Genomic DNA, 17000 nt, shown 5'->3' on the forward strand with positions numbered 1-17000 from the left:
CAACAATGAAAATTCGCGATATCGGTGTTTTAAGTGCAGTCATCATGATTGTCGCAATGCTTGTAGTACCTTTGCCACCTTGGTTAATTAGTTTTTTAATCATTGTGAACTTAACATTGGCCTTACTCGTATTACTAACTTCTATGACGATGAAAGAAGCTTTACAGTTCTCGATTTTCCCATCCCTACTACTATTATTAACCCTATTTCGATTAGGTTTAAACGTCTCTACAACACGAGCTATTTTATCACATGGTGACGGGGGTAACGTGGTAGAAACATTTGGTACATTCGTTGTCGGCGGAAATATTCTTGTTGGTCTCGTTGTGTTCGTCATTCTCGTAATTATTCAATTTATTGTTATTACGAAAGGGTCAGAGCGTGTTTCAGAAGTTGCGGCTCGTTTTACATTGGATGCGATGCCAGGGAAACAAATGGCCATTGATGCTGATTTGAATGCGGGATTAATTTCTGAAAAAGATGCACGCGAACGACGTGAAAAAGTAAGTAATGAAGCAGATTTCTATGGTTCAATGGATGGTGCGACAAAATTCGTAAAAGGTGATGCCATTGCTGGTATTATCATTGTATTAATCAACTTAATCGTTGGGATGATTATTGGGATTGTTCAAATGGATATGGATTTTACAGAAGCAATTACACATTTCTCTACATTAACTGTAGGTGATGGTCTTGTTTCTCAAATTCCAGCTTTACTTATTTCAACTGCTACAGGTATTGTGGTAACACGTGCTGGGTCAAAAGGTGACTTAAGTGAAGATATCACAGGTCAGTTATTATCAAACCCTAAATTGTTATACATAGCAGCAGCTACAATTTTACTTCTTGGTTTTGTAACACCGATTCAAATTATCTTTACAGTTCCGGTAGCGGCAGTTGTGGCATTTATAGGCTACCGTATTCAAAGTATGAATAAAGAAACAGAAGAAGCTATTGAAGAAATTGAAGAAGAAGTAACAACTGATAACTTAAAGAGCCCAGAGAATGTGGTCAATTTATTAAATGTAGATCCGATTGAATTTGAATTTGGTTACGGATTAATTCCATTAGTAGATGCATCACAGGGTGGCGATTTACTAGATCGTGTTGTGATGATTCGTCGTCAATTAGCGTTAGAGTTAGGTATTGTCATTCCGGTAGTGCGCATTCGAGATAACATTCAATTGCAGCCGAATGAATATCGAATTAAAATTAAAGGGAATGAATTAGCAAAAGGTGAATTATTATTAGATCACTATTTAGCTATGAGTCCTGGTGATGATGATTCAATTGATGGAATTGATACAATTGAGCCTTCATTTGGTTTACCTGCTAAATGGATTAATGAACAAGTAAAAGAAGATGCAGAAATGTTAGGTTATACAGTAGTCGATCCGCCTAGTGTCGTATCAACTCATTTAACTGAAATTATTCGTGCGAATGCCTCTGAACTATTAGGTCGTCAAGAAACAAAACAATTAATTGACCACTTACGAGAAACTTCTCCAATTTTAGTTGAAGAATTAACACCTACACCAATGAGTATAGGGGAAATTCAAAAAGTATTATCTAAATTATTGGATGAAAATGTATCTGTACGTAATTTGCCAATTATTTTTGAAACATTAGCAGATTATTCGAAATTAACATCAGATGTAGATGTGTTAACTGAGTATGTACGTCAATCTTTAGCACGTCAAATTACGACACAATATGCTGGAAATCAACAAGAATTGAAAGTATTAACGGTTTCAGCAAAGATTGAAAAAGCGATTGCAGATAGTATTCAACAAACAGATCATGGGAATTATTTAGCGCTCGACCCACAAATGTCACAAGCCATTTTAGAATCGATTGCAGCTGAATTAGAGCGTGTATCATTTATTGATCAGTCACCGGTTATTTTATGTTCACCAGCAGTAAGAATGTATGTACGCCAATTAACTGAACGTTATTTCCCACAAATTCCGATTTTATCTTATAATGAATTAGATGCTTCAATTGAAATTCAAAGTGTTGGAGTGGTGAATGTAGAATGAAAATGAAGAAATATATAGCTCAAACAATGCCAGAAGCCATGAAAAAAGTTAAAAATGATTTAGGAGATGACGCAGTTGTCGTCAGCTCCAAAGTCATTTATACAAAAGGTTTTTTAGGTCTATTTAAGAAAAAACAATTTGAAGTGCTTGCAGGTGTTGATGCGGTTGAAGTAGCCGATACAAGCCCTGATTTAGATGTGTTTGAAAAACAACGTGATTTTGAAGAAAAATACGCGTTGAGTCAACAAAACGAAGCGATTCAAAAGCAATTAAATGAACTGAAGAAAATGATTAAGCAAACATCAGTTCAGCAAACGGTTAATCATATCCCTGCGATTATTCACCCAATTTATATGCACTTACAAAAGCAAGAATTGAATGAAGAACTCATCACAGAAATTTGTGATGAGCTTTTTGACATCGTGCGAAATGAGCCGGCTACAACATATGAGCAATTATTAATGCATGCACAAGAATCAATGTATAAGAAATTATCGAAGTACCCAATGGGTGGCGTTAATTTTGAACGGAAATTTGTAAATATTTTAGGTCCAACAGGTGTAGGGAAAACAACAACAATTGCAAAAATTGCTGCGCGTGCCGTATTAGAAAAAAAGAAGAAAGTGGCGTTTATTACAACAGACACGTATCGCATTGGAGCAATTGAACAGTTAAAAACGTATGCCAATTTATTGCATGCGCCCGTAGAAGTTGTTTATACAAAGGAAGACTATGAACGTGCAATTAAGCAATTCTCAGGTCATGATCTCGTATTGATTGATACGGCGGGGCGAAATTATAAAGAAGCGAAATTTATCGCCGATTTAGAAGAATTAATTGATACAAAACAAAATGTTCAAAATTATTTAGTACTCGCTTTAACGGCGAAACAGCTTGATATGGCAATGATTATTGAACAATTTTCGACATTTGACATCCAACAAGTCATTTTTACAAAGATGGATGAAACAAATACTATTGGCTCAATGGTGAATTTAATGGTTAAATATAATAAAGGACTTGCTTACTATACAGATGGTCAAGAAGTACCAGAGAATATTGAAGAAGGCTCTGTGTCTAAACTCGTGGAATTAATTTTTCAAGGAGTTGAATCATAATGGATCAAGCAGCCCTATTGAGAGAAAAAATGCAACAACAACAGACGACAGTTTGTAAAACAATTGCTGTCGTCAGCGGTAAAGGCGGTGTGGGAAAAAGTAACTTTACTACAAACTTTGCACTTACTCTAGCACAACAAAATTATCGTGTCCTAATTGTAGATATGGATATTGGTATGGGGAATATCCATATCTTATTAGGAAAAACAGCTAGAAATAGTTTAACGAACTATTTACAAGGAGAGTGTTCCATACAAGAGGTTATTCATCAAGATGAAAAGAATTTAGATTTTATCGCTGGTGGTTCCGGAATGTCTTCGTTATTACAATGGTCAGACTTTATGTTTGAGCGTCTTATTTTTGCTTTTAATGAGCTACAAAAGAACTACGACTTTATTCTCTTTGATATGGGAGCGGGTGCTACAGAATGGTCATTGCAATTTATGATGTCTGTCCATCATATCGTAGTAGTGTCTACAACAGAACCGACATCCATTACAGATGCTTATTCCATGATGAAGTATATACATATGAAGGATGAAGAAAAAGATTTTTACCTAGTATGTAATCGTGCATTATCAAAAGATGATGGACTCTTAACGTTGGAAAGGCTGAAAACAACGATGTCTCGTTTTTTAGCAAAAGAGGTATTAGAATTAGGAATGATTCCAGAAGATTTACAAGTTCGTAAAGCAATTAATCAACAGATTCCTTATAAAAAACGATATCCTACTTGCCAAGCCTCGAAAGCAATGGACGGAATTGTCGAACGCTATTTGACGAATGATATAAATAATCCAATTCAATTGACGCAAGAAAATCAATTTATTTCAAAATTAAGAGGTCTATTTTCTAAAAGGAGGTCCTGAGTCCATGAAAAAATTGCTCATCGTAGATGATTCAGCCTTTATGAGAAAACTAATTACAGAATTTTTTTCAGAAAATGCATATATAGAAGTGGTTGGGACTGCACGTAATGGTAGAGATGCTTTAGAAAAAGTGAGAATACTAAATCCAGATGTTTTGACAATGGATGTTGAAATGCCAGAAATGACAGGTGTTGAGGCCGTAAAGCAGTTAATGATTGAAAATCCAAAACCAGTCGTCATGCTTTCATCTACTACGACAGCAGATGCAGCTATTACGATGGAAGCAATAGCAAATGGTGCAGTAGATTTCATTGCCAAGCCAAGTGGTACAATTTCACTTGATTTAGACAAAATTAAGGATGATTTAATTGAAAAAGTCATTGCTGCATCAAATATACCAATAGAGAAGTTACGAAGAAAAGAACGTATATCAAAAATACCAATCAAGAAACCGATATTTGAAAAACCTATAATAGTAGAAAAGAGAAGACAAGAAAAGACAAATCAAGTTTGGCATAAAAACCATAAAAAAATTATTTTGATTGGTACATCTACAGGTGGGCCAAGAGCACTTCAAGAAGTTTTAACACGATTACCAAAAGATATAAAGGCACCCATCCTAATCGTACAGCATATGCCACCAGGTTTTACAAAATCTTTAGCAAAAAGATTGGATCAATTATCCGATATAACAGTTAAAGAAGCAGAGCAGGGTGATTTATTACAACCAGGCACAGCTTATATTGCACCTGGAGGTTATCAAATGACCGCTAGAAAAGTAGGTATGACATATTCAATTCATATTGATGAACATGCTCCAGTCGTAGGTGGGCATAAACCAGCAGTAGACGTGTTATTTGATAGTGTAGCTACATTAACAGACATTGATTGTATTGCTGTCATTATGACTGGTATGGGTGCAGATGGTTCTAAGGGAATTAAAATGTTAAAGCGATCTGGGAATACACGTGTTATTTCAGAAGATGAGCGTACGTGCGTAGTATATGGTATGCCGAAATCGGCAGAAAAAACGGGGTTAGTTGATTGCGTTGTACCATTAGACGAAATACCTCAAGCTATTTTGAATTATTTATACTAGGAGGGGAACTATGGATACAAATCAATATTTAGAGGTATTCATTGATGAAAGTAATGAGCATCTACAATCATGTAGTGAAAGTTTATTAGTATTAGAACAAAATCCAGACAATATCGAGATTGTAAATGATATTTTCCGTAACGCACATACATTAAAAGGTATGTCAGCTACGATGGGATTTGAAGATATTGCCGATTTAACACACAAAATGGAGAATGTTTTAGATGCAATACGTAATCATAAAATTCAAGTAACAGCTGAGTTATTAGATGTAGTTTTCGAATCAGTAGATCACTTAGAAGAAATGGTGTCTGATATTTCAAATGGTGGAGACGGTAAAAAAGATGTAACACAAACAGTTGAAAAGTTAAAACGCTTAGAATCAGGCGAATCAATCGAAAATATTGAAACAGTCGTAGCTGCACCTTCTGAAACTGTAACTGAAGTAGCTGAATCAAAACTCATCTTTGATGACTTTGAACAAACAGTTTTAGAACAATCAATGGAACAAGGATTTTCAGCTTATGAAATCAATATCTCATTACGTGAAGACTGCCTATTAAAAGCAGCGCGTGTATATATGGTATTTGAGATTTTAGAAAAGTTAGGTGAGGTTATTAAATCTACACCGACAGTTGAAAAATTAGAAGAAGAAAAGTTTGATACGGACTTTTCAGTTGCTTTTGTAACAAAAGAAAATCAAGACGATTTAAAACAAAAGCTTATGAAAGTTTCAGAAGTAGATGTTGTTAATGTACAACCTGTTCAATTGAAGAAGATGGAAATGCCAAGTGATATAGAAGAAAAGAAAGTGGAAGAAGTAGCGGCAGTAGAGACGCCAAAGCCAACTCCTACAAAAGCAACACCGACAAAAACAGAAGCGCCAAAAACCGTGAAAAATAATAATTCAAGTAAAACAATTCGTGTCAATATCGAGCGTTTAGATATCTTAATGAATCTATTTGAGGAATTAGTTATTGATCGCGGACGTTTACAATCCATTTCAATGGAATTAAACCATAACGAATTAAACGACACAGTAGAGCGTATGACACGCGTATCAGGCGATCTTCAAAATATTATTTTAAATATGCGTATGGTTCCTGTGGAAACGGTATTTAACAGATTCCCTAAAATGGTTCGTCAATTATCGCGAGATTTAAAAAAGAAAATCAATTTAGAAATTATTGGTGCTGAAACAGAATTAGATCGTACAGTGATTGATGAAATTGGTGATCCACTTGTTCACTTAATCCGTAATGCATTGGATCATGGTATCGAATCGCCAGAAGAGCGTTTAGCAGCTGGAAAACCAGAAACAGGCTCAGTCGAATTGCGCGCATATCATAGTGGTAACCACGTATTTATTGAAATTGAAGATGATGGTGCTGGTATTGATCGTGAACGTGTATTACAAAAAGCAATTTCTAAAGGTGTCGTAACTGAAGAAGCAAGTCATTCTATGACAGATAATCAGATTAATGAGTTGATTTTAGCTTCTGGTTTCTCAACAGCTGAAGTTATCTCAGATGTATCAGGACGAGGCGTTGGTTTAGATGTTGTGAAATCAACAATTGAGTCATTAGGTGGAAGTATTAGTATTGAGTCTGAACATGGTAAAGGTTCATTATTTTCAATTCAGTTACCATTAACATTATCAATTATCTCGGTTATGCTTGTTGAAATCGAAAAAGAAGTGTATGCAGTGCCGCTATCTTCAATTATTGAAACATCGATTATTAAACGTAGCGATATTTTAAATGCACATAATCAAAAAGTGATTGATTTCCGAGGTAAAGTTGTGCCACTTGTTTTCTTAGATGAAATCTTTGAAGTACCGCGTGAAGATTATGAAGATGATGGATTCCTATCTGTTGTTTTAGTGCGTAAGGGCGATCGTATTGCAGGTTTAGTTGTGGACTCATTTATTGGACAACAAGAAATTGTATTAAAATCTTTAGGAAACTACTTAACGAATGTATTTGCGATTTCTGGAGCAACAATTTTAGGAAATGGACAAGTTGCATTAATTGTTGATTGTAACGCACTTATTAAATAGAAAGAGGTGTCAGCTATGACAGAATTATTAGATACAGAAGTCGTAAAAGTCATCGTCTTTCAATTAGGCGATAAGGAATATGCTATTCCAGTATCACAAGTACAGGGAATCGAAAAAACGGTCTTTATTACACGTGTGCCAAGTACCGTACATTATGTAAAGGGTGTTATTAATTTACGTGGTGTAGTAACACCGATTATCGATTTACGTGAGCGTTTTGGTATTCATTCAGATGTCCAAGGTGAGGAAACACGTATCATTATTATTTCATACGCAGATATGGAAGTTGGATTAATCGTTGATGCAGCAAACGATGTAATGGACTTACCTAAAAATGCAATCGAACCACAACCAGAAGTGGTTGGATCATTAGAAGAAGAATTCATTGCTGGCGTAGCAAAAATTGATAAACGTTTGCTTATTTTATTAAACTTAGAAAAAGTACTAAATACCTTAAAGTAAAGAAGGTAGATGAATATGACAAATATTACTTCATTTCATTTAGATGTCTTAAAAGAGATTGGCAATATCGGTGCAGCACACGCAGCAACTGCATTATCAGGATTATTAAATACAAAAATTGATATGCGTGTACCAGCAGTTGAGATGGTTTCGTTTGAGGAAATGGTTGAACGTGGCGGTGGTGTTGAACAAGTAGTTGCAGGAACTTATTTACAAATTGATGGAGATGCAGAAGGTGGTATGTTCTTCATCTTACCAATTGAACAAGCAAATCGTTTTATACGTCGTTTAATTCAGGATGAACGTTTTGATTTACAGAAACAAAATAACTTGGAGCTAGGCGTATCAGCAATGCAAGAGTTAGGAAATATTTTGTCGGGTTCATATCTATCTGCTTTGTCAGATTTTACAGGGCTTAAAATTTATCCCACTCCACCCGCTTTAAGTGTTGATATGTTTGGTGCAATCATTAGTTTTGGCTTAATTGAGCTGTCACAAGTAAGTGATCATGTAATTGTGATTGATACATCGATTTTTGAAGAAACGATGACAGAAGCTGAACAAGTTAATGGACATTTCTTTTTACTACCAAACCCAGAGTCTTTTAAAGCCATTTTTAAAGCATTGGGAGTGTCGTAAAATGATTATTGGAAGTCAAAGTGTTGTCAAAGTAGGCATTGCCCAAATGGACATTGTAAAAGCACCCTCAACAATTCGAACATCAGGGCTTGGTTCATGCGTTGGGGTGGTTGTTTACGATCAATCTAAAGGTATTGCAGGACTTATTCATATTATGTTACCAGATTCAAAAGTAGCTAAAAGTAGAACGATGAATATTGCGAAATTTGCAGATACAGGTATTCCAGCATTAATTGAAGCATTAAAAAAAGCCGGAGCTTCATCTTATAAACTAAAAGCAAAAATTGCAGGCGGCGCGCAGATGTTTCAGTTTACATCTTCAAATGATACGATGCGTATCGGACCTCGTAACGTAGAAGCGGTAATCGAGCAATTAAGAAAATATATGATTCCTATATTGGCACAAGATACAGGTGGGAATAGTGGAAGAACAATTGAATTTAATCCTGAAACGGGTTTGTTAAATATTAGAACAGTAAATCAAGGGGTGAAAAATCTCTAATGTTTGGTTCAATATTTTATAACTTTTGGTTTGCTTTAGCAGGTTTCACAATTTACTTTTTTGCGCGATTTCAAAGTAATCAAGCTCCTCTAACAACTATTTTATACGGTTTAATGTGGGCAGCTATTGCTTTTATAGTGGCTTATATTGTACGTGCACTAATTGCTTATATTATAGCGACACCTTCAGATCAGTTAGAACAGTCTGAGGAAGGTGTTGAATCAGGTACAGAAGCTATAGCAAAAGAGGAAAGAAGTAGCGAAGAGTCATTACCTTCACCAGAACCGACTGTTGAGTTTTCAGACGAACAGTCAGAGGAGATTGCTAAAGCGATTCAAACGATGATGCAAGATGGAAAATAAAAAAGAAGGAATTGCGCTTGATTTTGCGCGATTCCTTCTTTTTTTATTATGAATTAGTTGCAGTTTGTTTTGAGACATTTGCTTGTTGAGCTAGCCACTGCATCGCAATGTGTGCGTGTAATGCTGCACCGTATTTAAAAATTTCTTCCTGCTGTTGCATACGTGGGTTATGGACAGGCGCATTTCCTTCTTTTCCTGTTCCTAACACGATGAATGTAGTAAGTACTTCTTGTGAGATATGTGAGAAGTCTTCTGAACCACTCAACATACCTAAATCCCCAATGTTTTTTTCTCCTACAATTTCTTCGACAAAGGGTGTGAATAATTGAACCATTTCTGGATCATTACAAGTTGTCGTTGTATGGAAATCGGTTACTGTGTAATTACCACGTCATGCTTTTCCTGTATGGTCAATTATTTCAGGGATTCGTTTACATAGGTAATCACGAATTGCTTGATTATAACTACGCATATTTCTTTGTAATAAAGTTTTATCAGGAATAACATTCGTGTCAGTCAAACCGCTCATCGCACTAACCGAAAAAGTAACGTGCGCGCTCGAATCAGTCTCTCTTGTAAAGAATAGATTTAAACTTGTATACAGTTGATTCATAATCATATTCGTATCAATTGTATTATGCGGTTGTGAGCTATGACCACCATTCCCTTGAATATCTACAATATAAGAATCCGTCGTTTGAGAGACGATCCCCTCGTGAATTGAAACTGTACTTGCTTCTTGGTCAGGTATGATATGAATAGCAAAAGCGGCGTCTACTTTTGGATATTCAATCAATCCATCATCTAACATGAGTTTAGAACCGAATCCCCATTCTTCACCAGGTTGGAACATCAATTTAACAATACCTGCAATTAAAATGGCTAGACAGAAGCACTAAAAAGATAGAGATAAAAATGTTCTCCTTTGTGAAACTCCTGATACAGATTTGTGAGCATTGTTATTTGTTGGTATAGCATTCGCACTTAAAGGTAACAACCCTTTGCTTTCAGGTGTAAGTGTGATAATGAAGAGTGTAAATGGAATAATCGCTACAATGATGATTCCGATTGTTAAGTAAGAAGTAAGCTGTGCATCACCCGAAGTCTGTCATTAACCAAGAGGTAATCGGACTTAAGATTGCGCCATCTAAACCTATACCTACTAAAGTAACATCAAGTGCTAGACCTCGTTTTTCAACGAATCAGTTTGTAATTAATGCAGACACAAGAATCGTTGCAGTACCAGTAAGAGCAGCGACCATTAATGCGAGCGCCATAATCGTGTAATGATTCATAAAATCAGCACGTTCCATTTTTAAACCTTCTGTAACAGGTTTGATAAATAAGAATACTAAGTTTGCAATTGGTGCATATAAAAAAGTTATAATCATAATTGAAATAAGTAAAATCCACCAACCGTAAAAAATCTTCCCATCTTTTTTCATAAGTGTTTTCCTCTTTGTATTAAAATAGTGAACATTCAGTTTTTTTAATTACAATTATGTTTTAAGAAAGGATTGCTTTATAATATCAACTAAATTATATATTATTTTGTAAAATAACTACTTGAAATAGAAGATTTGTTAAAATTAAATTATCTTTAACGTAAGAACGAAAAAATGAAGGGCTGACAAGCTGTGGAATTAAAAAATTATTATATGTTAGATGATGGCCGAATTCGCCATTTGATAACAGAAGTAGCAGATAATTTAGCATTTAAAAAGATGTACAATGATATTTCTTGTATCACACTAACATACTGCCGTGTGTATTGGACGGATTTCAATCGTTTAGAAGGGCGTTATGAAAGTTTATTACAAACAATCGAAGCGATTGAAAAAATGATATTGAGATGGCAAAAGAACAAGTGGAAATTTTCATTCGAAAGCAAGAACCTTCACTATATCGTTATAAAAAAGTATAGAAGGTTAAGAAGTTCCTTGTTTAAGTTCCCATTTGTAAAAAGTATTTGTTATAATATTTCATAAGTATTGAACGAAGAAATGGAGGGCGTAGCAGATGCAATCGGCTTCAACGCAAGAAACGAAACTATGGCAAGATTGGTCCGCTCACAAAGATCCTCGTGCTGGCGATTTGCTCATGAAAAAATATAAGTCTTTAGTGTCATATCATGTGCAACGAATTAGTACAGGATTACCTAAAAGTGTATCAAGAGATGAACTAATGAGCCTTGGAATGATGGGACTTTTTGATGCGCTTAATAAATTTGACATTACACGCGACTTAAAATTTGATACCTATGCATCTTTTCGTGTGCGTGGTGCAATCATCGATGGTTTAAGAAAAGAAGACTGGTTACCAAGATCAGCACGTGAAAAAACAAAAAAGTTAGATGCGAAAATTGAAGCGATGGAACAGCGTCTAAAGCGTCATGTTACACCAGAAGAAGTAGCAAAAGAGTTAGATGTACCAATCGAAGAAGTATATCAAACGATGCAAGAGCATCTTTTTTCGAATGTCTTATCAATCGATGAACAACTACAAGACTTTGATGAAGTCGATAATAAAAGTTTCGTCATTCGAGATGAAGTAACAAAAACACCCGAACAGCAAGTGGTTCAAACAGAGTTGTTGCAAGATTTAGCAGAAAGTATTAAGAATCTTAACGAAAAAGAACAGCTTGTATTAAGTATGTTTTATACAGATGAATTAACATTAACTGAGATTGGTGAAGTATTAGGTTTGTCGACATCACGTATTTCTCAAATTCATTCTAAAGCGTTATTTAAACTAAAAAATTTATTACAAGATGAAATGAATAATACGTGATTTTTAGTTTGTGGAGGAGAGATATGCGATGAGTTTAAAAGGCATTGAGTTACAAATTGCGATACCTAAAACTTTTGATGCGGGAAAACAAGTTGAACAAGCGCAGCAACAAGTACATGCCGGACAAGACTTGGCAAATACAGCTTTGAATAAACAAATCGAAAAGAATCACACCTCTTTGTTAGAATCTGAAAAGCTCAAAGAATTGCGACAAGATGAACCGAAAGATCAAGAGAAAGAAAGAAAAGAAAAAGAAGAACGCGAAGGAAATGAAAAATTAAATAAAAATCGAACAAAGCACCCCTATAAAGGAAACTTTTTTGATTTTAGTGGATAAGGAGGAGAGAATGAGATGGTAATCATAGTGACGATTCTATTCATTCTCCTTTTACTTTGTTTTTATTTTTTAGTATTACTCAATATGAAGATGAATCGTTTTAAACAAAATGAACAACGACAAGAGCGATTAATTGAAGAGATGGAAGCATCAATCTCATCGTTCTTAGTGGATATTGAAGATGAAAATGCGCGGTTGATTGAAGCATTAAAGAAACAAGCATCACCTTCTAAACAAACGCCGAATAATCAAGTAACTGAAAAACGACAAGTAAAAGAAGAAGTAATAATTGACGTGCAAGAAAAATATACGAAAGAACCAACGTTCACACTACCAAAATTTTATGCAAAAAAAGCATATGGCGTACAAACTTCAAAACAGCCAGTACTAGAAGAAAAGGTTCAAACGATTGATGAACGGGTAAAGGAAATGTATATGCGAGGTAAGTCAATTGATGAAATTGCAAAAGAACTAAACCGAGGTAAAACCGAAGTGGAGTTAATGATTAAGTTCCATGAAAAAAACAAGTAAAATAACTTGTCACACTGTTAATATTATGGTACTATTACAAACGGTGTTAAATACACACGTATTCTGATGCAATGAGTGGTGCTCTTTCAATGAAGGAGTTCTCATGCAGTGGATGAATGCGGAGGAAATCAAATACAAAACCTTTAGGAGGCAATACAAATGTCAGTAATTTCAATGAAACAATTACTAGAAGCTGGTGTACATTTCGGTCACCAAACTCGCCGTTGGAACCCAAAAATGAAAAAATTCATCTTTGTGGAACGTAACGGTATCTACATCATCGATTTACAAAAAACAGTTAAAAAATTAGAAGAAGCTTACGACTTCATGCGTCAAGTTGGTGCAGACGGTGGTAAAGTTCTTTTCGTTGGTACTAAAAAACAAGCTCAAGAAGCAATTAAAGATGAAGCTGAACGTTCAGGTAACTACTACATCAACCAACGCTGGTTAGGTGGTACTTTAACTAACTTCGGTACAATCCAAAAACGTGTTGCTCGTATGAAACAAATCGAGCAAATGGAAGAAGACGGTACTTTCGCTGTACTTCCTAAAAAAGAAGTTGTTCAACTTAAAAAACAACATGAACGTCTTGTGAAATTCTTAGGCGGTATCCGTGATATGAAAGCTATTCCAGATGTAATGTTCGTGGTTGACCCACGTAAAGAACGCATCGCTGTAGCTGAAGCTCACAAATTAAACATTCCACTTGTGGCAATGGTTGATACTAACTGTGATCCAGACGAAATCGATTACGTTATTCCTTCAAACGATGACGCAATCCGCGCTGTAAAATTAATCACTTCTAAAATGGCTGACGCTTTAATGGAGTCTAAACAAGGTGAAGATGAAGCTCAAGTTGAAGCTGAAGAAGCTGCTGAGTAATTTCTAGGTAAGTTTGAAATAGGTGATAAGCGGCTAAACCCTCTTATCACCTTTTTTTGAGAATATAATAGGATAGATATTAGGAGGAAAATATCATGGCAATTACTGCTCAATTAGTAAAAGAATTACGTGAAAAAACTGGTGCTGGTATGATGGATTGTAAAAAAGCATTAGTTCAAACTGATGGTGACATCGACGCTGCTGTAGACTTCCTTCGTGAAAAAGGTCTTGCTGCTGCAGGCAAAAAAGCTGACCGTGTAGCTGCTGAAGGTACTACTTTCATCGCAGAAAAAGGTAACACAGCTGTATTATTAGAAGTAAATGCTGAAACTGATTTCGTTGCTAAAAATGAAGGTTTCCAAGTTTTAGTAAAAGAATTAGCTGACCACTTACTAGAAGTACAACCTGCTGATGTAGAAGCTGCTTTAGAATCTACAATGTCTAACGGTGCGAAAGTATCTGACCACATTTCTTCTGCAATCGCTACAATCGGTGAAAAAATCAGCTTACGTCGTTTTGTTATCCAAACTAAAACAGACGCTGACGCTTTCGGCGCTTACCTACACATGGGCGGACGTATCGGTGTATTAGCACTTGTTGAAGGTACTACTGATGCAGAAGTAGCAAAAGACGTTGCAATGCACATCGCTGCTTTAAACCCTAAATACATCTCTCATGACCAAATCTCTGCTGAAGAAGTAGAACATGAGCGTAAAGTATTAACTGAACAAGCACTTAACGAAGGTAAACCAGAAAACATCGTTGCGAAAATGGTTGAAGGTCGTCTTAACAAGTACTTTAAAGAAATTTGTGTTCTTGACCAACCATTCGTTAAAAACCCAGATGTAACTGTTGGAACTTTCTTAACAACTGCTGGTGGTAAATTAACTTCTATGGTTCGCTTCGAAGTAGGCGAAGGTATTGAAAAACGTGAAGATAACTTTGCTGAAGAAGTAATGAGCCAAGTTAAAGGTAACTAATTTCAATCAACATACAATATGTCATTTCTAGGGAGCACAAGCTAAACTTCGTGTTCCCTATTTTTCAATAAAAAAGTATGATGGAGGTCCAGAAAATGCCGCAATATAAACGCGTTGTCATTAAATTAAGTGGGGAAGCTTTAGCAGGAGATCAAGGTTTTGGCCTATCGCCACAAATCGTTAAATCGGTTGCCCAACAAATTAAAGAAGTAGTAGATCTAGATGTGGAAGTTGCACTAGTAGTAGGTGGCGGAAACATTTGGAGAGGTAAAATTGGTGCCGAAATGGGCATGGAACGAGCAAATGCCGATTATATGGGTATGTTAGCAACCGTAATGAATGCACTAGCACTTCAAGATTCATTAGAGAACCTAGGAGTCGAAACGCGCGTTCAATCATCGATTGTGATGACGCAAGTTGCAGAGCCGTACATTCGTAGAAAAGCAGTTCGTCATTTAGAGAAAAAACGCGTTGTCATTTTTGCTGCAGGTACTGGGAATCCATATTTCTCAACAGATACAACAGCTGCATTACGTGCTGCTGAAATTGAAGCAGATGTCATTTTAATGGCTAAAAATAATGTAGATGGCGTATATTCAGCAGATCCAAAATTAGATACAACTGCTGTGAAATATGATCAACTAACATACTTAGAAGTTATCCAACAAGGTCTACAAGTAATGGATTCTACAGCATCTACTCTATGCATGGATAATAATATCTCATTAGTTGTATTCTCATTGATGGAAGATGGAAACATTAAGCGTGCTGTATTAGGTGAACCAATCGGTACAGTTGTAAGTAAATAATTATTAGGAGGAATTCAAATGTCTAAAACAGTTGTCGATTTAGCTTCAGAAAAAATGTCAAAATCAATCGCTGCTTTTTCACGTAATCTAGCAAGTATTCGTGCTGGCCGTGCAAATGCATCTTTACTTGATCGTATTAATGTTGAGTACTATGGTGCACCAACACCTTTAACTCAAATGGCAAGTATTACAGTGCCAGAAGCGCGTCTATTAGTTATTACACCATACGATAAAACAATCTTAGGTGAGATTGAAAAAGAAATTATGCGTTCAGATATCGGTATTACACCAACAAATGACGGTAATGTTATTCGTTTAACAATTCCAGCGTTAACGGAAGAACGTCGTAAGGAATTAGTAAAACAAGTAAGCAAAGAAGCAGAAGAAGCGAAAGTTGCAGTTCGTAATATTCGTCGTGATGCAAATGATGAGTTCAAAAAACTTGAAAAAGCAGGCGAAATTACAGAAGACGATTTACGCGGATACGGTGAAGACGTTCAAAAATTAACAGATCAGCATATCGCAAAAATCGATGAATTAACTGCTGAAAAAGAAAAAGAAATTCTTGAAGTATAATCATTAGAACTTTGTGGGTTTATAAGACGTCCTATTGACAAAGGGACGTCTTTTTTAAATCAATTGGAAAATACTTTTTAAAAGAGGAAATATATTCGTATTTTTGTTATGATAAGTTCAGTATACGTTCCGATTTGTAAGCTAGTGGAGGATTCTAAATGTTAGATAAACTTGGATGGAAGAAATCAGAAAAAGCAATTCAGTCAATCGATGAACGAGTGGCGAGTTTAAGCCAACAAGATGTACCGAATCATATTGCAATTATTATGGATGGAAATGGTCGCTGGGCAAATAAACGTGCGCTGCCAAGATTTTTAGGGCATCGTGAAGGCATGCAAAATATTCGACGTATTACGCGCGCAGCGAATCGTATGGGTGTTGGTGCGATTACTTTGTATGCTTTCTCAACGGAAAATTGGAAACGACCATCTAAGGAAGTAGAATTTCTTATGCGTTTACCGGAAGAGTTTTTAAATTCTTTTATTCCTGAACTTATGGAGTTGAATATTCGTGTTGAAATGATTGGTGAGATGGATGGTGTACCAGAATACACAAGTCGCGCGATTCAACATGCAATGAAAGAAACAAAAAACAATACAGGTATGATACTGAATTTTGCATTCAATTATGGAAGTAGACGTGAAATTGTTTTAGCGATGCAACGTCTAGCGCAACTTGTCAAACAGGGCGATTTGCAACCCGAAGAAATTACAGAAGAAGTCATTTCGAATTATTTAATGACATCTAAGCTACCAGAGCCAGATTTATTAATTCGAACAAGTGGCGAAATTCGTCTAAGCAACTTTTTATTATGGCAGCTGGCGTATACTGAATTTTGGTTTACAGATGTACATTGGCCAGAGTTTACAGACGAAAAATTATTAGATGCAATTGAAGATTTCCAAAAGCGTAATCGTCGTTATGGTGGGTTGAAAGGAGAATAAAA

Annotated in this window: 20 protein-coding genes and 1 pseudogene; 18 read left to right on the plus strand and 3 right to left on the minus strand. The window is 35.7% G+C overall.

Annotation, left to right across the window (positions count from 1 at the left end):
- Positions 1–5: 5 nt before the first annotated feature.
- The 9 genes from flhA to MHB75_RS02095 are packed head-to-tail and all read left to right on the plus strand — an operon-like array spanning position 6 to position 9149.
- Positions 6–2039, plus strand: coding sequence for a flagellar biosynthesis protein FlhA (gene flhA, locus MHB75_RS02055; RefSeq protein ID WP_340995650.1), 2034 nt, complete (start codon positions 6–8; stop codon positions 2037–2039).
- Positions 2036–3157, plus strand: coding sequence for a flagellar biosynthesis protein FlhF (gene flhF / locus MHB75_RS02060; protein ID WP_340995652.1), 1122 nt, complete (start codon positions 2036–2038; stop codon positions 3155–3157). The genes flhA and flhF overlap by 4 nt, the downstream gene beginning before the upstream one ends.
- Entirely contained in the window at positions 3157–4026 is an 870-nt protein-coding gene (locus tag MHB75_RS02065; RefSeq protein WP_255314711.1) for a MinD/ParA family protein, read from the plus strand. The genes flhF and MHB75_RS02065 overlap by 1 nt, the downstream gene beginning before the upstream one ends.
- Positions 4027–4030: 4 nt before the next feature.
- Positions 4031–5125, plus strand: coding sequence for a protein-glutamate methylesterase/protein-glutamine glutaminase (locus MHB75_RS02070; protein ID WP_141273022.1), 1095 nt, complete (start codon positions 4031–4033; stop codon positions 5123–5125).
- 10 nt (positions 5126–5135) lie between these two features.
- Complete coding sequence (locus MHB75_RS02075; RefSeq protein WP_141273024.1) at positions 5136–7184, plus strand: chemotaxis protein CheA; 2049 nt, start codon at positions 5136–5138, stop codon at positions 7182–7184.
- Between the two features lie 15 nt (positions 7185–7199).
- Positions 7200–7646 carry a chemotaxis protein CheW gene (locus MHB75_RS02080; protein WP_340995661.1) on the plus strand — a complete coding sequence of 149 codons (447 nt, stop codon included), beginning with the start codon at positions 7200–7202 and terminating at the stop codon, positions 7644–7646.
- Positions 7647–7655: 9 nt separating this feature from the next.
- Positions 7656–8285, plus strand: a complete 630-nt coding sequence (locus MHB75_RS02085) for a chemotaxis protein CheC (protein WP_141273026.1) — start codon at positions 7656–7658, stop codon at positions 8283–8285.
- Between the two features lies 1 nt (position 8286).
- Positions 8287–8787 (plus strand): chemotaxis protein CheD, encoded by a 501-nt coding sequence (locus tag MHB75_RS02090; protein ID WP_340995664.1) that lies wholly within the window; start codon positions 8287–8289, stop codon positions 8785–8787.
- Positions 8787–9149, plus strand: coding sequence for a hypothetical protein (locus tag MHB75_RS02095; protein ID WP_141273030.1), 363 nt, complete (start codon positions 8787–8789; stop codon positions 9147–9149). The genes MHB75_RS02090 and MHB75_RS02095 overlap by 1 nt, the downstream gene beginning before the upstream one ends.
- Before the next feature lie 46 nt (positions 9150–9195).
- Here the strand turns inward: MHB75_RS02095 and MHB75_RS02100 are convergent.
- The 3 genes and pseudogenes from MHB75_RS02100 to MHB75_RS02110 form a co-directional block, all read right to left on the minus strand.
- Positions 9196–9513: pseudogene (locus tag MHB75_RS02100) on the minus strand (M20/M25/M40 family metallo-hydrolase); the annotation flags it as partial.
- 27 nt (positions 9514–9540) lie between these two features.
- Positions 9541–10005: a M20/M25/M40 family metallo-hydrolase gene (locus MHB75_RS02105; RefSeq protein ID WP_340995668.1), complete on the minus strand. Its 465-nt coding sequence runs from the start codon at positions 10003–10005 to the stop codon at positions 9541–9543.
- 346 nt (positions 10006–10351) lie between these two features.
- The gene (locus tag MHB75_RS02110; RefSeq protein ID WP_340995670.1) at positions 10352–10594 is read right to left on the minus strand and encodes a hypothetical protein; all 243 of its coding nucleotides are present in this window, start codon (positions 10592–10594) and stop codon (positions 10352–10354) included.
- Between the two features lie 213 nt (positions 10595–10807).
- Between MHB75_RS02110 and MHB75_RS02115 the strand changes: the two genes are divergently transcribed.
- The 9 genes from MHB75_RS02115 to MHB75_RS02155 all read left to right on the plus strand — a co-directional run bounded on the left by MHB75_RS02115 (position 10808) and on the right by MHB75_RS02155 (position 16998).
- A complete protein-coding gene (locus tag MHB75_RS02115) occupies positions 10808–11137 on the plus strand; it encodes a hypothetical protein (protein ID WP_340995672.1) in 330 nt (109 codons plus the stop codon).
- Between the two features lie 31 nt (positions 11138–11168).
- Positions 11169–11939, plus strand: a complete 771-nt coding sequence (locus MHB75_RS02120; RefSeq protein WP_340995674.1) for a FliA/WhiG family RNA polymerase sigma factor — start codon at positions 11169–11171, stop codon at positions 11937–11939.
- Positions 11940–11967: 28 nt separating this feature from the next.
- Positions 11968–12276, plus strand: coding sequence for a hypothetical protein (locus tag MHB75_RS02125; protein ID WP_141273036.1), 309 nt, complete (start codon positions 11968–11970; stop codon positions 12274–12276).
- Positions 12277–12291: 15 nt separating this feature from the next.
- Positions 12292–12807 carry a hypothetical protein gene (locus tag MHB75_RS02130; RefSeq protein WP_340995677.1) on the plus strand — a complete coding sequence of 172 codons (516 nt, stop codon included), beginning with the start codon at positions 12292–12294 and terminating at the stop codon, positions 12805–12807.
- Positions 12808–12966: 159 nt separating this feature from the next.
- Positions 12967–13689, plus strand: a complete 723-nt coding sequence (rpsB, locus tag MHB75_RS02135; RefSeq protein ID WP_068454789.1) for a 30S ribosomal protein S2 — start codon at positions 12967–12969, stop codon at positions 13687–13689.
- 95 nt (positions 13690–13784) lie between these two features.
- Positions 13785–14669: a translation elongation factor Ts gene (tsf, locus tag MHB75_RS02140; RefSeq protein ID WP_141273040.1), complete on the plus strand. Its 885-nt coding sequence runs from the start codon at positions 13785–13787 to the stop codon at positions 14667–14669.
- Positions 14670–14764: 95 nt separating this feature from the next.
- Positions 14765–15478, plus strand: coding sequence for a UMP kinase (gene pyrH / locus MHB75_RS02145; RefSeq protein ID WP_068454784.1), 714 nt, complete (start codon positions 14765–14767; stop codon positions 15476–15478).
- A gap of 18 nt (positions 15479–15496) precedes the next feature.
- Complete coding sequence (frr, locus tag MHB75_RS02150) at positions 15497–16054, plus strand: ribosome recycling factor (protein WP_068454781.1); 558 nt, start codon at positions 15497–15499, stop codon at positions 16052–16054.
- Positions 16055–16212: 158 nt separating this feature from the next.
- Positions 16213–16998 (plus strand): isoprenyl transferase, encoded by a 786-nt coding sequence (locus MHB75_RS02155; RefSeq protein ID WP_141273042.1) that lies wholly within the window; start codon positions 16213–16215, stop codon positions 16996–16998.
- Positions 16999–17000 lie beyond the last annotated feature (2 nt).

This window comes from Kurthia sp. FSL E2-0154 (assembly GCF_038003625.1).
Taxonomy (GTDB): Bacteria; Bacillota; Bacilli; order Bacillales_A; family Planococcaceae; genus Kurthia; species Kurthia gibsonii.

What these genes read in the sequence shown, in the direction of transcription:
- MHB75_RS02110 (WP_340995670.1), bottom strand. Translation starts at nt 10,594, where the DNA reads ATGAAAAAAGATGGGAAGATTTTTTACGGTTGGTGGATTTTACTTATT.
- MHB75_RS02080 (WP_340995661.1), top strand. Translation starts at nt 7,200, where the DNA reads ATGACAGAATTATTAGATACAGAAGTCGTAAAAGTCATCGTCTTTCAA.
- MHB75_RS02125 (WP_141273036.1), top strand. Translation starts at nt 11,968, where the DNA reads ATGAGTTTAAAAGGCATTGAGTTACAAATTGCGATACCTAAAACTTTT.
- MHB75_RS02070 (WP_141273022.1), top strand. Translation starts at nt 4,031, where the DNA reads ATGAAAAAATTGCTCATCGTAGATGATTCAGCCTTTATGAGAAAACTA.
- MHB75_RS02095 (WP_141273030.1), top strand. Translation starts at nt 8,787, where the DNA reads ATGTTTGGTTCAATATTTTATAACTTTTGGTTTGCTTTAGCAGGTTTC.
- tsf (WP_141273040.1), top strand. Translation starts at nt 13,785, where the DNA reads ATGGCAATTACTGCTCAATTAGTAAAAGAATTACGTGAAAAAACTGGT.
- pyrH (WP_068454784.1), top strand. Translation starts at nt 14,765, where the DNA reads ATGCCGCAATATAAACGCGTTGTCATTAAATTAAGTGGGGAAGCTTTA.
- flhA (WP_340995650.1), top strand. Translation starts at nt 6, where the DNA reads ATGAAAATTCGCGATATCGGTGTTTTAAGTGCAGTCATCATGATTGTC.
- MHB75_RS02085 (WP_141273026.1), top strand. Translation starts at nt 7,656, where the DNA reads ATGAATATGACAAATATTACTTCATTTCATTTAGATGTCTTAAAAGAG.
- MHB75_RS02075 (WP_141273024.1), top strand. Translation starts at nt 5,136, where the DNA reads ATGGATACAAATCAATATTTAGAGGTATTCATTGATGAAAGTAATGAG.
- MHB75_RS02090 (WP_340995664.1), top strand. Translation starts at nt 8,287, where the DNA reads ATGATTATTGGAAGTCAAAGTGTTGTCAAAGTAGGCATTGCCCAAATG.
- rpsB (WP_068454789.1), top strand. Translation starts at nt 12,967, where the DNA reads ATGTCAGTAATTTCAATGAAACAATTACTAGAAGCTGGTGTACATTTC.
- MHB75_RS02130 (WP_340995677.1), top strand. Translation starts at nt 12,292, where the DNA reads ATGGTAATCATAGTGACGATTCTATTCATTCTCCTTTTACTTTGTTTT.
- MHB75_RS02115 (WP_340995672.1), top strand. Translation starts at nt 10,808, where the DNA reads ATGTTAGATGATGGCCGAATTCGCCATTTGATAACAGAAGTAGCAGAT.
- MHB75_RS02120 (WP_340995674.1), top strand. Translation starts at nt 11,169, where the DNA reads ATGCAATCGGCTTCAACGCAAGAAACGAAACTATGGCAAGATTGGTCC.
- flhF (WP_340995652.1), top strand. Translation starts at nt 2,036, where the DNA reads ATGAAAATGAAGAAATATATAGCTCAAACAATGCCAGAAGCCATGAAA.
- MHB75_RS02155 (WP_141273042.1), top strand. Translation starts at nt 16,213, where the DNA reads ATGTTAGATAAACTTGGATGGAAGAAATCAGAAAAAGCAATTCAGTCA.
- frr (WP_068454781.1), top strand. Translation starts at nt 15,497, where the DNA reads ATGTCTAAAACAGTTGTCGATTTAGCTTCAGAAAAAATGTCAAAATCA.
- MHB75_RS02065 (WP_255314711.1), top strand. Translation starts at nt 3,157, where the DNA reads ATGGATCAAGCAGCCCTATTGAGAGAAAAAATGCAACAACAACAGACG.